The organism is Streptomyces sp. UF-297 (assembly GCF_058245575.1).
Map to the genome: position 1 here is coordinate 24,480 of NZ_JBSIBZ010000095.1, position 12,843 is coordinate 37,322.

13 protein-coding genes and 1 pseudogene are annotated in these 12,843 nt (G+C 70.1%); 3 read left to right on the plus strand and 11 right to left on the minus strand.

The genetic code is table 11. From position 1 onward, the window contains the following. Window positions 1-297 precede the first annotated feature (297 nt). From AC4IJH_RS36510 to AC4IJH_RS36520, 3 genes are all read right to left on the minus strand, one after another. Window positions 298-2,751 (minus strand): zinc finger domain-containing protein, encoded by a 2,454-nt coding sequence (locus AC4IJH_RS36510; protein WP_490856279.1) that lies wholly within the window; start codon window positions 2,749-2,751, stop codon window positions 298-300. A 306-nt stretch (window positions 2,752-3,057) separates the two neighbouring features. Further along, the gene (locus AC4IJH_RS36515; RefSeq protein WP_490856280.1) at window positions 3,058-3,288 is read right to left on the minus strand and encodes a hypothetical protein; all 231 of its coding nucleotides are present in this window, start codon (window positions 3,286-3,288) and stop codon (window positions 3,058-3,060) included. 183 nt (window positions 3,289-3,471) lie between these two features. Then, window positions 3,472-4,284 carry a hypothetical protein gene (locus tag AC4IJH_RS36520; protein ID WP_490856281.1) on the minus strand — a complete coding sequence of 271 codons (813 nt, stop codon included), beginning with the start codon at window positions 4,282-4,284 and terminating at the stop codon, window positions 3,472-3,474. 886 nt (window positions 4,285-5,170) lie between these two features. Here AC4IJH_RS36520 and AC4IJH_RS36525 point away from each other — a divergent pair. After that, on the plus strand, window positions 5,171-5,557 hold the full coding sequence (locus tag AC4IJH_RS36525; RefSeq protein ID WP_490856282.1) for a hypothetical protein: 387 nt from the start codon (window positions 5,171-5,173) through the stop codon (window positions 5,555-5,557). Between the two features lie 19 nt (window positions 5,558-5,576). Here the strand turns inward: AC4IJH_RS36525 and AC4IJH_RS36530 are convergent, their stop codons facing one another. From AC4IJH_RS36530 to AC4IJH_RS36560, 7 genes are all read right to left on the minus strand, one after another. Next, a complete protein-coding gene (locus AC4IJH_RS36530; protein ID WP_490856283.1) occupies window positions 5,577-5,927 on the minus strand; it encodes a hypothetical protein in 351 nt (116 codons plus the stop codon). 305 nt (window positions 5,928-6,232) lie between these two features. Next, window positions 6,233-7,462, minus strand: coding sequence for an IS256 family transposase (locus tag AC4IJH_RS36535; protein ID WP_490856284.1), 1,230 nt, complete (start codon window positions 7,460-7,462; stop codon window positions 6,233-6,235). Window positions 7,463-7,607: 145 nt separating this feature from the next. After that, a complete protein-coding gene (locus AC4IJH_RS36540) occupies window positions 7,608-8,213 on the minus strand; it encodes a DNA-binding protein (protein WP_490856285.1) in 606 nt (201 codons plus the stop codon). Between the two features lie 264 nt (window positions 8,214-8,477). Next, window positions 8,478-8,828: a hypothetical protein gene (locus AC4IJH_RS36545; protein WP_490856286.1), complete on the minus strand. Its 351-nt coding sequence runs from the start codon at window positions 8,826-8,828 to the stop codon at window positions 8,478-8,480. 664 nt (window positions 8,829-9,492) lie between these two features. Then, window positions 9,493-9,678: a hypothetical protein gene (locus AC4IJH_RS36550; RefSeq protein ID WP_490856287.1), complete on the minus strand. Its 186-nt coding sequence runs from the start codon at window positions 9,676-9,678 to the stop codon at window positions 9,493-9,495. Between the two features lie 469 nt (window positions 9,679-10,147). Further along, the gene (locus AC4IJH_RS36555; RefSeq protein ID WP_490856288.1) at window positions 10,148-10,612 is read right to left on the minus strand and encodes a hypothetical protein; all 465 of its coding nucleotides are present in this window, start codon (window positions 10,610-10,612) and stop codon (window positions 10,148-10,150) included. Then, window positions 10,609-10,827 (minus strand): hypothetical protein, encoded by a 219-nt coding sequence (locus AC4IJH_RS36560; protein WP_490856289.1) that lies wholly within the window; start codon window positions 10,825-10,827, stop codon window positions 10,609-10,611. The genes AC4IJH_RS36555 and AC4IJH_RS36560 overlap by 4 nt, the downstream gene beginning before the upstream one ends. A 270-nt stretch (window positions 10,828-11,097) precedes the next feature. On the opposite strand from AC4IJH_RS36560, the gene AC4IJH_RS36565 reads away from it, so the two are divergent. Continuing rightward, window positions 11,098-11,970 carry a helix-turn-helix domain-containing protein gene (locus AC4IJH_RS36565; RefSeq protein ID WP_490856290.1) on the plus strand — a complete coding sequence of 291 codons (873 nt, stop codon included), beginning with the start codon at window positions 11,098-11,100 and terminating at the stop codon, window positions 11,968-11,970. Next, window positions 11,967-12,182 carry a DUF397 domain-containing protein gene (locus AC4IJH_RS36570; RefSeq protein WP_490856291.1) on the plus strand — a complete coding sequence of 72 codons (216 nt, stop codon included), beginning with the start codon at window positions 11,967-11,969 and terminating at the stop codon, window positions 12,180-12,182. The genes AC4IJH_RS36565 and AC4IJH_RS36570 overlap by 4 nt, the downstream gene beginning before the upstream one ends. Window positions 12,183-12,240: 58 nt before the next feature. Here the strand turns inward: AC4IJH_RS36570 and AC4IJH_RS36575 are convergent. Further along, window positions 12,241-12,843, minus strand: a pseudogene (locus AC4IJH_RS36575) (hypothetical protein); the annotation flags it as partial.

Genomic DNA, 12,843 nt, shown 5'->3' on the forward strand with positions numbered 1-12,843 from the left:
GGGGGTTCTGCCGACTTCTCGTCGGCCGGTCGTGCTGCGGGCCTCCGGCCCGCGTCTTCGGCGGCGGTGCCGCCGGCCTCACGTCCCGGGTTTTCCAGTGGCGGCGGGATCGCTCGCCGTTCCGCGTGTGCACGCGAAGGGTCCTCGGGGTGAGGTGGCCCCGACTCGGCGGGGGCCTCGTGTGCCGACGGGAGGTTTTCTCTCCGGCGGCCTGCGGTCGGTTCCGGGGCCGGTGGCCCTTGGTGCCGTTCGCTGTGGGCGACTGTACCGCGTCCGGGGCCGGTGTGGGGGCGAAGTTCACTCGTCGGTGTGTCGGGTGTCGGCCTGGGCCCTGGCGGCGAGCCGGCGGGCGGCGTGCCACTGGGTGGCGGGCCGGGCCGAACCGTGGCGGCGGGCCTCGGGGCCGCCGGTCGTGCAGCGCTCGCCGGGCTGGGCGTGGCAGTGCGGGCAGCGGGCGCGCGACGGTGCGGCGGCGCGGCGGCGGCCGGCGGGCCGGGCCGGGGTGGCTCCGGTGGCGCTGAGGTGGACGGGGTCGATCAACTGGCCGGTGGCGGCGAGCTGCTGGGCGTGCAGGAGGATCCCGACGGCGCCGATGCGCTGGGCCTCGATAAGGCGGGCGCGCAGGTGGTCGGGGTGGCCGTCCTCGCCACGGGGGTAGGCGCGGCCGCGCGGGTCCATGCCGGGGATGACGGTCTGGTCCGGGCCGGGGCGGTGCGGGCGGTCCTCGTACGGCAGGGACCGGTGGGCCTCCTCGGCCGTCCACCACTCGTGAACGGCCTGGTCGATGCGGGCGCTGGTGGCGAGCTGGGCGATGCGGTCGGCGGTGCCGGTCTCCTGGGCCGCCTCGTACAGGCTGCGGCCGCTGGGGGCATAGGTGGGCTCTCCTCGGCGGGCCGGGCCGTGCGTGACCAGCCGGAGGCCTTGGAGGCGGTGCAGGTGGCGCAGGGTCGTACAGCGGCTGTAGCCGGTAGCGGCCGTGAGGTCGGCGAGTCGGGGCCTGTGAAGGGTCGTCAGGGCCCAGAATGTGCGCGCGCAGTGGTGCCCGAGGTGGTGCCACACGTCTGCCTGCTGGTGCGTCAGAACCGCGCGCAGGGACCCCAGAGAGATGGAGGGGGGGGCGGGGGGGCGGGGCGCTCCGCTTCTGTCAGACCCCGAGTGAACTGGTGAAACGTCGTGAGTGGGTGTGTAGATGGCGCAGCGGTGCCGGTGGTGGTCGGGGCATGCGTGGCTGGTCGCCAGCGTCGCCCTGCGGGCCTTCCCGGCCCGGCGCTCGGCCTCGGCGGTGAAGGTGATCCAGCCGTCCCTCTGGAGGCGCCACAGGGCCTGTGAGGCGGTCTGGGGGGTGTATCCGGCGAGCACGCCGAGGCGGCGCACGTTGGCGGACACATCGAGCGTCCCGGAGATGAGCATCAGCCAGGCCAGAGCGAGCAGTACGGCGGCGTCGGCGGGGCCGGACTCGCGCAGCCACCGGGCGGGGCCGGCGGCCTGCATGCGGGCGAACAGGTCGGCCAGGGCCCGCCGTACGTCGTCGGCCTCACCGGGCTGGGCGTCGTCCTCGGGGCGGCGGGGCATCCGGGCGGCGTCCTCGACGGCGCACCACCACACCCGGGCCCACAGCCGTGCGGTCTCCTCCTTCGAGCGCTGGCGGCGGCCGTGGGGCTGACGCTCACTGCGCAGCCACTCCAGCGCCGGGCTCGACTCGGCATCGCGCACCACGGCCAGGCCCTCGGCCTCGGTCCACCCGGCGAGCGCCATCGAGCGGGCCGGGGCGTGCTTGAGCGCCGAGTGGTCATCGTGGCGCGACGGCCGACGGCGCAGCCCCCGCAAGGCCTTCTGGCCGAGCGGCCGCCACGGCATGTCCAGCCTCGGGCACCCGTCGTTGTCGGTGACGATCGCCCGGACGCGGGGGCCGCGCGCACGGATCGACGGCGGGACCTTGTGACCGCCGTACCCGAACTCTGCTGCCTTGCCAGGGGAGTTGGGGGTGCTGGCGGTCGTCCTGCCCGGGGCCGGGGCCTCGACGGCGAGCGCGCCCGGCCCGTCCTCGTCCGACTCCTCGACCACGGCGGGGCGGGCGGCCGCCATCACCTCCAGCCGCACCGCCAGGCGCTCGAACGCGGCGGCGGGGGCCGACTCGGGGCCGAGCAGCCGGATGGCCTCCTCGACGGTGTGCGTCATCAGGGCGGCGTATCCGCCGTCCCGGTGGGCGGCGCCGGGGGGACGGATGAGGGCGTCCGTCGGGTTGTTGAGGGGCGAGATGTCCAGCGACCGGCACAGCTGCGCGGCCGCCGTGTTGATGCGCCGGACCACGGCGGGGGCCAGGCCCTCGGCGCATCCGGTCCACAGGTGGATGCCGCCCGGCGAGCCGGACGCCACCGGCACGGGCGTGATGCCCTCGGCCCGTGCGGCCTCGGCCAACAGCTCGGCGTCGGCGGCGGCCACGGCAGCCGGCGTGTGCTTGGCGTCGTGGTCGAACACCACGGCCCAGAACTTCGGGTTCCGGCGCCCCCTGGACAGATGGACCGTCACCGGGCGGTCCAGGTCCAGCCCCTTGATGGGCTTGTACCCCTCGTTCCGGCGCCCCTCTGGATGGGGCGGGTAGCTGTTCAGCCAGGCACCGGGGCGCCCGGCGGCGACCCGTACCGTCCGGTCCCAGTACAGCCCGGACAGGAAGCGTCGCAGAGTGCGGTGTGCCTGCACCCTCGGCGACTGGGCGCGGGTGAATGCCCCCTCGAATACGGGGGTGCGCATATCGGACGCAGTGACAGAAAAGGTGTCGTCTTGTCGATAAAACGCCGATGACACACCCGTTAGAGGCAAGCCTCTACCGCCACCGCGGCTCGCTGCTACGATGGCAACGCTCCTCGGTGCTATGAGGACGCACGAAAGCCCCCGCTCGTCGGCCTAGGAAACCGGCACAGAACGGCGGCTGAGTGCTTTTTCTGGGCCCGGAGTCTCAGCGCATGGATGGCGATCCGTTAGAGCAGGCTGGGACCCGGGCGGCTTACGCGATTGCTCCGGTTAGGAAGGCCGGGGCACGTCTGCGTAAGCCAGTCGTCAACTGGCTGCCTCCTTCAACGCCTTACGGCGGCCGATCCGCTGTGCGTACAGGGCCTTGATGCCTTCGCGCAGAATCTCGGATCCCGAAACCTGCATGTCGGCCAGGAGTTGCTCGTACAGCGGGCGTACGGGGTCATCTGCGGGCAGGGGCACCTTCGGCGTGACGGTCTTACCGGGCTGGATTGCATCCGTCCGGCCGCGCTGCTGTGCGCCTCTTCTGCCTGCCATGGTCGTGATCCTATCCCCTACGAGCGTTCGTGGGCCACGATAAATGGTGTGTCGCGGGGATTTTCTTGTGACTGTAGGTGGACCTGTGCCGATTTCGGGTGAACGCGATTCAGGGGCGTGACTTGACGGGGTGCCAGGCACGGCGGCGGGGCCTCCTCCGGGCGGGCCCCGCCGTACGGCCTCCTACTCGTCGTCCTCGTCGGTCTCCTCGGGTGCGAACTCCTCGCGGCAGTTCCCGCAGAGGATCGGGCCGTCTTCGAGGCTCTTGGGGGTGATTTGGAGCCTGCGGGGCTCCTCGCACTGGCAGATCACGGCGAACCTGCGGCCTGCGCGGCGCTTCTTCTTCGGCCGGCCGTCGGTGCCCTCTCCGGCGTCGTCTCCGCCCTGGTCGCCCTGGCCCTGGTCGTCGTCCCCGCCGGTGAGGTGGGGGGCGGCGCTGAGGTAGGGGAGGCTGGCGGCGTCCAGCTCGGCGATCACGGCGGCGTACTTGGTGGCCGTCTCGTCGGTAATCGTGCAGAAGCTCCACCCGTGCGTCTTCACCGGCTGGGCCGGGCGCTTGAGGCCCATCTCTTCGACGATCGCCACGAACTTCTGGTTGTGGTAGCGGTTGCCGTCGCCGGACGTGTCCTTGATGCGGCGCCGGTGGGCGACGCCGTGGCCGCCCTCGTGGATCAGGACCTCCAGAACGGCACGGCCGCCCTTGGCGATCAACTCGCCTGCGATGAACAGTTCCGACGCACGGCCGGACTCCTGCGGCACGGCCCAGAAGTCGGGGCCGAAGTGGCCCCAGCGGTCACCGCCGCGCTGCCGCGCGGTACCGGTGATCATGACCACCTCGGGCATGTCCGGGTGGTTGGCGCGAAGGGCGGCCCATGCCGATTCCAGGGCGGTGATGATGCGGCCGCCGTGGCCCGGATCGATGTCCGGCGCCTGCTCTTCGGTGGCGGGCTCTCCGTCGGCCTGGGTGGGGATGTTGGCGGTGGTGGTCTCGGTCATCGGCTTCCCGTTTCTCGTGTGCACGCGAACTTAGCGGTCAAAAGGGGGGCCCGGGCGGGAATTCGCCCGGGCCGGGGCCAGGCCGGTCACTGCGTACGGCGGGTGTCGGGGCGGGGAACTCCCCCCTTCCGACATAAATTAGATTACAGCAATAGAGCATCACCGGCAAGAGTGGGGCGCCGCATATCGCGTCGTTTTCGCAGTTCACGACCCTTGTCCGCCTCTTCGCGTGTGCACGCGAACTACGCAATGCGGGCCAGCACTTGAACGACCGCGACTCGGGCTGGCCTCGGACGACGCGCGGGCCGGCCACGACGAATCCGGCACCGACGCGGAGCGACCACACCGGCCCCGGCCACATCGCGGCAGCAACCAGCTCCCCCGCAACCACTCCCCGGGCGGCTCGGTCGCCTCACGCTCGGACCGTAACGACGGCGGGGGCACGGCCCGGGCCCAACTCCCGCCCGGAAGACCGGATTCCGGACCCCGGCCAGGCACCCCTCCCCCTCGTAACCAGCCGCCCTTCCGGGGTCGGGCACGGCCAGCAGACGCCAGACGGTGGCCACCTAAGCCAGCCCGCGGTGGCGCCCGTCGGGCCGGTCCGCGGCTGCCAAGTCGACGCCGTTAACCGGCCGGATGTCCCGCCCGGTTAACGGATCGCGGCGACCGGGAACCCTGGGTTACGTAACGGCCGGAGCCGCGCCTCAGCGGACCATGCGACCGGTTGGGAAGTGATCAGATGGCGGCCCCTCAGCGATGTGCAGCGATCGGCTGCGGCGAGTGGCTGCCCAAGTCGGCGGCGGGGCGGGGCGGACGCCCCCGGGCGTACTGCTCGGAGCGGTGCCGTTCGAAACAACGACGCTGGGATGAGCAGCGGAAACGGAAGTTGACGGCGCCGCTCGAACAGTGGGAGGACACCACCGACGCACGGCACGACGTGCGGTCGGCCGCGTACCGGGTGGCGGGTGAGGCCCGACGGCTCGCGGCGGAGTTGACGGAGGAGACGGAGACCGTCCCGGACCCCTACCGGTGGCCGCCGCTGCCGCAGCAACGGCGGGAGGTCCCGGCCGGATACACCCTCGGCGCCCTCGACGTACTCACGGCAGCGCAGCTGCTCGTCGCCGCGGCGGTCGACGCTGACCGGGCGGCGGGGCACACCTGGGGACAGATCGGCCGGGCCCTGGGGGTCAGTGAGGACACGGCGGCCCGCCGGTACTCCACCACGGCCCGGAGCAAGGAGCCGGCGCCCGGTCGCGGCAACACCAGCGAATGAGAACACCGCCGAGGGTCAATCAGATGCTGGTGTAGGCCCATGCCCGCACCAGAATCATGCGCGAGCTCTGCCACCATCGTCTTTCTGGCTCCGCCTGATCACGCAGGGCCAGGGCCTTGGCCCGCTCGCGCCTCGGCAGGTCCTGGGTCTGGGGGCAGTCGAACCTAATCGCGGTAGTAATGGTGGCGCCCTGCTCGGCTGCATGGGCGTGAACTCTTTCACGCAGCTGCTCGCGTACGGGCTCCGCCCATGCTGGTCCGCGCCCCTCGACAGCGGCCGGGGCGATCCATGTGCACTCGGTGATCAGGGCGGGGTCGTCGTAGTCGACTTCGTAGGGCGCCTTCGGCGGCCCGTACATGGGACGAATCATGATCCACTCTCCGCTTTCGTCAACAGTACTGGCACCCCATCATTCGTGATCGCTGGCCTGGACCACAGAACAGAAGCCCTACCGGCCAGATGCCGACGGCGGCGGGAGGGAGGCTCCCTCAGCCACCCTGCGGCCTCGGCCACGCTGCCCTTGCTCTTGCGCGGGACGGCCTGGCGGCCGCCAACGAGCGTGCGGCCCCCGGCGGGACCCGCAGGCCCCCACGGGGCCGAGGACGCGCCGCCCAACCGCGCACCCGTGAACGCCCCAGCGGGGGCCAACTGGGCAGCGCAGAGCCAGAGTTCGGGTCATGTCCCCTGTGGTGGTGTAACGGCCTCGGGTTGATCTTCTGTCTGGGGGTAGATCGAGTCCATGCCGATTTTGGGGAGGTAGCTGCGGGGGAAGGCGATCCATTCGTCGTGCATCTCGATGAGGACGGCGGTGGTGAGACGTTCGAGGGCGTCGGGGTTGGGGAAGATCTGGACGACGTCGGTGCGGCGCTTGATCTCGCGGTTGACCCGTTCCAGGGGGTTGGTGGACTGGATCTTCTTCCAGTGCCGTTCGGGGAAGTCCGCGAAGGCGGTCAGGTCCACCTTGGCTTCCAGGAGCATGGCCTTGACCTTGGGGAACTGTCGTCCGAGCATGTCGGCGACGGTGTCGAGCTGAGCGCGGACGGCCTCGGCGGTGGGCTGGGCGAAGATGGTGCGGATCGTCGCGGCGACCATCTCCGCGGCGTCCTTCGGGATCACCGCGAAGACGTTGCGCAGGAAGTGCACGCGGCATCTTTGGTAGCCGGCGCCGAGCATGACCTTGCGGACGGCCTTGACCAGCCCGGAGTGGTGGTCGGAGATGACCAGACGGACCCCGCTCAGGCCCCGTTCGCGCAGCGAGCGCAGGAACTCGCTCCAGAACACCTCGGTCTCGCTGTCGCCGACCATCAGGCCCAGGACCTCGCGTCCTCCGTCCTCGGTGATGCCGGTGGCGATGACCACGGCCTGCGAGACGATCTGGTGGCGGACTCGGGCCTTGCAGTACGTCGCGTCCAGGTAGACGTAGGGGAAGCGGGTGTGGTCCAGGGGCCGGGTGCGGAACACCGACAGTTCGGCGTCCAGCGCGCCGCAGATCCTGGAGACCTCGGACTTGGAGATCCCGGTGTCGCCGCCCAGGGCCCTGACCAGGTCGTCCACGCTGCGGGTGGAGACCCCGTGCACGTATGCCTCCATGATGACGGCGTAGAGGGCCTGGTCGATGCGGCGCCGGCGTTCCAGCAGGGACGGGAAGAACGACCCGGTGCGGACCTTGGGGACCGCCAGGTCCAGGTCGCCGGCCTGCGTGGTCAGCACCTTCTCCCGGTGCCCGTTGCGCATCGTCGTGCGCGTCTCGGTGTGCTCGCCGTGCTCCGCGCCGATGTGAGCGGTGGCCTCGGCCTCGATGAGCTCCTGCAGGATCCGCTGGGCCAGGACCCTGATCAACTCGATCCCGTCCGCCGTACGCAGTGACTCCATCAGCCGGAGTAAGTCATGCTGGGACAAGGCCATCGCGCCACCTCTCTCAACGAGCTTCACTACTCGGAGAGTTGCGCGATGGCCGCCCCATGACCAGGGCCTACACGGAGATCGCTGTTACACCACCCGGCGGGACGCCATCAGAGTTCGCGGCGCCATCGGCTACTGCTCCGGATCGTCAGGCGCCGGGACCCGCGCGCAGGGCCCGGGCAGCGGACAGGATGCGCTCCCCGGTGCGAGTGCTGACGCCGTGGCGGGCCGCGAGTTCGCTGGCGGTGACGGTCGGGCGGATGCCCACCTCGGCCCGGGTGATCTCCTCGGCCGCCTCGACAGCGCGCGGGTCCGGCCGCCGATCGTGGCCCCGGGGGGCCTTGTCCTTGGCTCCGGGTGTGCGGCCCTTGTACTCCGTGGGGCGAACCGCGCGGGCCTTGGCGGCGGCACGGGGCCACCATCGGCGGCCGTGCAGCTCCGTCCCGGGATCCATCTTGCCGGCGGCAGCGTCGGCCCGGATAGTCGAGGCATCCACCCCGGCTACGGCGCCGGCCTCCTGATCGGTCAGCAGATCATCGCCGTGCGGCTCGCTCGGCAGCGGGGGCAGCGGCTCGCCTTTCAGGTAGGCCTCGACCTGGGCAGCGTCGTAAAGGAGGGGGCGCACGGATCCTGTTAGCGGCTTGACCTCGGCCGCGAACGCATCGTGATGCCGACGGCGCCAGGTCGCGATCGAGACACCAGCGCGCTTGGCTACACCCTGGATGTCGAGTGCTGGTCGGCCGTGGGGGATCATGAGTGGCAGTCTCCTGAGATTGCCCCATGCGCTGAGGCGGACAGTGCTGTTGGGGCTGGCACCGACGCTACGGCCCCGGCGATACCACAAGCCCCACCGACGCGAATTAGAATACAGCGGCAGGGCGTCATGGGTGCAATTGGCGCACCTCCCCCAACATGTTCGCGTGTTCACGCGAACATGAGGACCTGGCTCTCACGAGCGAGACCCCGGCCGCTTCGCGGGCGGGGTCTCAGTAGGTGCGTTCCTGCGGGCGCGCCGCGCTTAGCGCCTGAGCTGAGATTCCGGGGTGGTGTGGCTGCTGTCTCCGGTGGAACACCGGTACTCGCCGACGGGGTTCCGGTAGAGGAGTCCGGTGCACTCGCGGACAAGGCATTCGGCGACCAACGGCGAACCGCCGGGCTCAGGGGTGGTCATGCCGAAGTAGTAGTTCAGTTTGTCGAGGCGCTTCCAGACGGCGGCTTCACGGTCGTGGATGCGGCGAAGGTGCGTGCTGAGCAGATTATTGACGGGGCCAGACAGCATGTCCCGCTCACGGTTGAGCCACATCATCTCGTCGGTAAGCGCGGCGAGTTGGCGTGTCATGTGGGCAGTGAACGGCAGGTGCACAGTCATCAGCTCTCCTCAGTCCATCTGACCGCATTCGGGGTTCTGGCATATCCACAGGGATTCCCCGGTGACATTGCCATCGCTGTCTGTTTCGTACGTCTTGTACTGCGTGCCGCTACAGCCAGGGCACTGCCGGGTCTCTATCCGTTCACCCATCGTCGTACGCTCCTTCGAACGGGTTCCCGCGGTGGCACGGCGCGGGAACGTCTGTCGTCGGTTCGCTGATCTCCTCGACGAATCCACAGCTGGCGCAGATGTGGATATCGCGTTGGCGCCACATGGTCCGCCGACACTGGGGGCACCCCTTGGTGACGATGCCGAATGAACTCATCGGGGGCGGGTCGGGCGTGGTGGTGGCGTACTGGATGATTCGCTCGCGCTCGCGCCCATCGGTCGTGCCCGCCATCCTGAGCAAGTGGGCGACACGGGAACGAGCTTGCTCCACAAAGTCCGTCATTGCCGCGCCAGAGTACGGGACGCAAGGAGGGGGGCGGGGGCGCCTTCTGCGGTGCATGCATTCCCCTTTCCCGCGAAAGGGCGATGGTTCGCCCATCTGTCCGCGCTGTACGAGAAGGGCCCCCGGCCGCCCTGCGGGGAGACCACGGTCCGGGGGCCGTCCCGCCTCCTCTGCCGGCCTGCTCCGGGAACGGTGAGCGGGCGGCGGGGCGGCTCATGGCGCCTGCTGGCGGTGAAGGTGCTGCGCGTGGCTTCGCGCCCACTGCTCGGCGGGAGTCAGGGGGGCGGGCGACTCCTGAGGGTGGTTCTCGCGGCAGCGCAGGCGCCGTAGGCCGTCCCTGACGGCCTGGAGGAGCACGCGGTCCTCGGCGGTATACGGGTCGTGCTGGCGGTGCGTCACGCTGTCTCCAGGCGAACAGCGGCGTGGAACCGTGTCCCGTGGGGCCCCGCGGGCATGTGTCCCCAGCTGTCGGCAAGATCGGCTACGCGCCGCAGGCCCGTACCGAACTGCCCGGGAGCGGGCAGCTGCTGGCGCGGCCCGCGGTCGGTCACGCTAACCTGGGCACGGCCATCTGAGACTGAGACGACTAGCGCCAGCACCGGAGTAACGGTGTGACGCTGGGCGTTGTCGGCGAAGATCGCGGCGATCTCAGCCAGCCGTGCCGCAGTCCGGGTGGGAACGCCCCACATGAAACAGGCGGCGGAGACGTGCATAGCGGCCGCGTCCGGTGCGGGCGTCTCGTTGTCAGCAGTGCCGATCGGCCACGCTTCCCGCCGCTCGCGCTCCGCGCGGCGGGCCCTGGCCCGTGCAGCGAGAGGCAGGGCTTGTGGCGGCACGCCCTGGGCGGGGCTGACGGGCTGATAGAGCGTCACTGTGCACACCTCCCCCGGCCCTCGGCACCCCGCTGCCGGGCGACGCGGCGCAGGGCCGCACGGAGGCGGTCGGGGTCCGCCAGGCTTCCACTGCCATCGGGTGCAGAGATCCACTTCAGGCGGGACCAACGCCTAGCACCCGGACGCGGCATCGGCACCCATGATCCACGGCCGACTGCCCTGGTGTGCGGCTCGTCCCAGCCCGCGGCCGTACCCGGCGGCACCAGCACATAGACCAGCTCCGCCCCTGTATCCGCCAGCGTCGGCATGCTGTCGAACAGCCCCAGATCCTCCGCGACGGCGCATGCCAGGTCTGTCGGCATCACAACGGCGTCGAACTGCCGTCCGGCGGGCAGGAGCGCCGTCCTCAGCCCCTGCTGCCATTCGAATTCGACCTGGGTGGGGTCCGGGTGCGCGTGGGCAAGCCACTCGGCACCCGTGCCCATCTCACGGAGGATCATCCTTCACCCCCTTCGCAACCGTCGGCGCAGACCCACACGTCGAACTCGGTGGGCGGTTGACCGGTGTGCAGGATGCGGGCCGATCCGTCACGGGTCAGCCTGGCGTATCCGCGGTCGGCGCCGCAGTCGATACAGGCATCCCCCTGGATACGGGACAGGTCAGGAAGCCCATCGATCAACGCGAATTCACGAATCCTGGCGCGCGTGGCACTCACAGCGCGCCCCCTCTCTTCGAGTGCTCATGGCGTGGAGGAGGACACCCGCGGCGATCACCATTAGTGATCAAATCCGCACGCTGGGTCCTTGGTGGACACGATGTCATTGGATTCCAATGAATGGAAGTCAGTGGACCGGAATCCAGTCTCGCGAGTGACTGCGATGGGGAGAGGCACCCAGTGACAACAGCCGCGTACCCTCTGCGTGTTGATCCTGGTACCGGGCATGACGTGGATGACGGCGGCCCTACAGGAGCGGGAGGGGTGGGAATGAGCGCGATGTCCTCCGGGCCAGCCGCACGCCTACAGATCGCCCAGTACCTGACGGCACTGCGGGACCGGGCTGGCCTCACACTGGCCGAAGTCGCCAAGCGCGCGGGCTGCTCGACGGCGACAGCAGGCCGATACGCACAGTGGCAGGACCGCCAGCGGCTCACCGTGCCCATGGTCAAGGCGCTGGCCGATGCGTGCGGCGCCACCGACCATGAGCGGGACGTCCTGGTGGAGCTGGTCCGCGCCCAAGGCGACGGCTGGCAGATGGACGATCCGGGTGTCCCGGAGTGGATGAACGCTCTGATCGCCTTCGAGCGAGCGGCGACGTACGAACACATCTACGCCAACGGCCTGGTGCCCGGCATCCTGCAAACAGCGCGCTACGCCCTGGCCACCCATCAGGCCAGCGAGGTACGGACCGACGCCGAACAGATCGAACGCACCGTTGCGGGCCGTCTACGCAGGCAGGAGATCCTGACGCGGCCCGATCTGCACCTGTGGGTGATCCTCGATGAGGGGGTACTCCGCCGGCTCGTGGGCGGGCGGGACGTGATGATCGAACAGGTTCGGCACCTGCGGGAGATGGCGGAACAGCCCAACGTCGATATCCAGATCCTGCCGTACTCGGCAGGCGCCAGTGCGGCTGGCAGCGGCGGGAATTTCGTCGTTCTGGGCCGGGACGATGAAGCTCAGCCGCTCAACTCAATGGCCGTGGTGTACCTGGAAATGCACCGCCGCGGCCTGTACGTCGATGCCCCCGATGATCTGGCCGCTTATAAGATCACGTTCACCTACCTGCGATCACAGGCAGCCGACACCGAGACCTCTCGGCAGATCCTGGCCGCTGCACAAGAGGAGCACGCACGATGACCACCTCCGGCCGCCCAACCGCTGCCCAACTCGCTTCCGCCCACTGGGCCAAGAGCAGCTACAGCGCAGCGAACAACGAGTGCGTGGAAGTCGCGCACTGCGGCGATTTCATTGCCATACGCGACTCCAAAGAGCTCGATGGCCCCGTACTGGTCTTCCCGCCCGCCGCGTTCGGAGCACTGCTCACCGACGTACGTCGGAACCGCATGTGACCACATAGAAGGGGCCGGCCCACAGGACCGGCCCCTTTGTTGTACCCGACTGTGCGTCTCAACGGCGGCGCCGGCTCCGTCGCTTGGGCTGGACGCGCTTCGCGGGCCGTGTGTTGTGCGGTGTGGTGGGGCTGGCAGGGGCGGTCGGCTCCTGGTGTGCCTCTTGTGCCTTCTCTTGTGCCGCCTGTGCCTCGCGGGTGGTGTGCTGTTGGTGTTCGGCGAGCTGCACGCGCAGAGCCTCGGCCTCTTCCTGTGCTGTCTGTGCCTCGGCGCGGGCGGCGCGGTCCTCCTGGTGTGCCGCCTCGGTCTCCTCGTAGGCTGCCTCCGCGGCGTGCTGTGCTTCCTCGGCAGCACGGTGGAAGTCGGCGAGCTGCTGGCGTAAGGCATGGCTGTCCGCTTGTGCCTGGGTGATGGCGTCTTCGGCGTGCTGGCGTGCCTCGCGCTCGGCATCGAGCTCGCGGCGGAGATCGGCGAGTTGCCCGCGCAGGATCCCGGCTTCGGCGTGTGCCGCCTCGGCGGCGTGCTGTGCCTGCTCGGCGAGCTGCACAGCCGCGGCACGTCCCCCCTCGGCCTGCTGCCGCCCGGCTTGTGCCTGGGTGATGGCGTCTTCGGCGTGCTGGCGTGCCTCGCGCTCGGCATCGAGCTCGCGGCGGAGATCGGC

What these genes read in the sequence shown, in the direction of transcription:
- AC4IJH_RS36565 (WP_490856290.1), top strand. Translation starts at nt 11,098, where the DNA reads ATGAGCGCGATGTCCTCCGGGCCAGCCGCACGCCTACAGATCGCCCAG.
- AC4IJH_RS36515 (WP_490856280.1), bottom strand. Translation starts at nt 3,288, where the DNA reads ATGGCAGGCAGAAGAGGCGCACAGCAGCGCGGCCGGACGGATGCAATC.
- AC4IJH_RS36520 (WP_490856281.1), bottom strand. Translation starts at nt 4,284, where the DNA reads ATGACCGAGACCACCACCGCCAACATCCCCACCCAGGCCGACGGAGAG.
- AC4IJH_RS36535 (WP_490856284.1), bottom strand. Translation starts at nt 7,462, where the DNA reads ATGGCCTTGTCCCAGCATGACTTACTCCGGCTGATGGAGTCACTGCGT.
- AC4IJH_RS36570 (WP_490856291.1), top strand. Translation starts at nt 11,967, where the DNA reads ATGACCACCTCCGGCCGCCCAACCGCTGCCCAACTCGCTTCCGCCCAC.
- AC4IJH_RS36540 (WP_490856285.1), bottom strand. Translation starts at nt 8,213, where the DNA reads ATGATCCCCCACGGCCGACCAGCACTCGACATCCAGGGTGTAGCCAAG.
- AC4IJH_RS36510 (WP_490856279.1), bottom strand. Translation starts at nt 2,751, where the DNA reads ATGCGCACCCCCGTATTCGAGGGGGCATTCACCCGCGCCCAGTCGCCG.
- AC4IJH_RS36545 (WP_490856286.1), bottom strand. Translation starts at nt 8,828, where the DNA reads ATGACTGTGCACCTGCCGTTCACTGCCCACATGACACGCCAACTCGCC.
- AC4IJH_RS36555 (WP_490856288.1), bottom strand. Translation starts at nt 10,612, where the DNA reads ATGATCCTCCGTGAGATGGGCACGGGTGCCGAGTGGCTTGCCCACGCG.
- AC4IJH_RS36530 (WP_490856283.1), bottom strand. Translation starts at nt 5,927, where the DNA reads ATGATTCGTCCCATGTACGGGCCGCCGAAGGCGCCCTACGAAGTCGAC.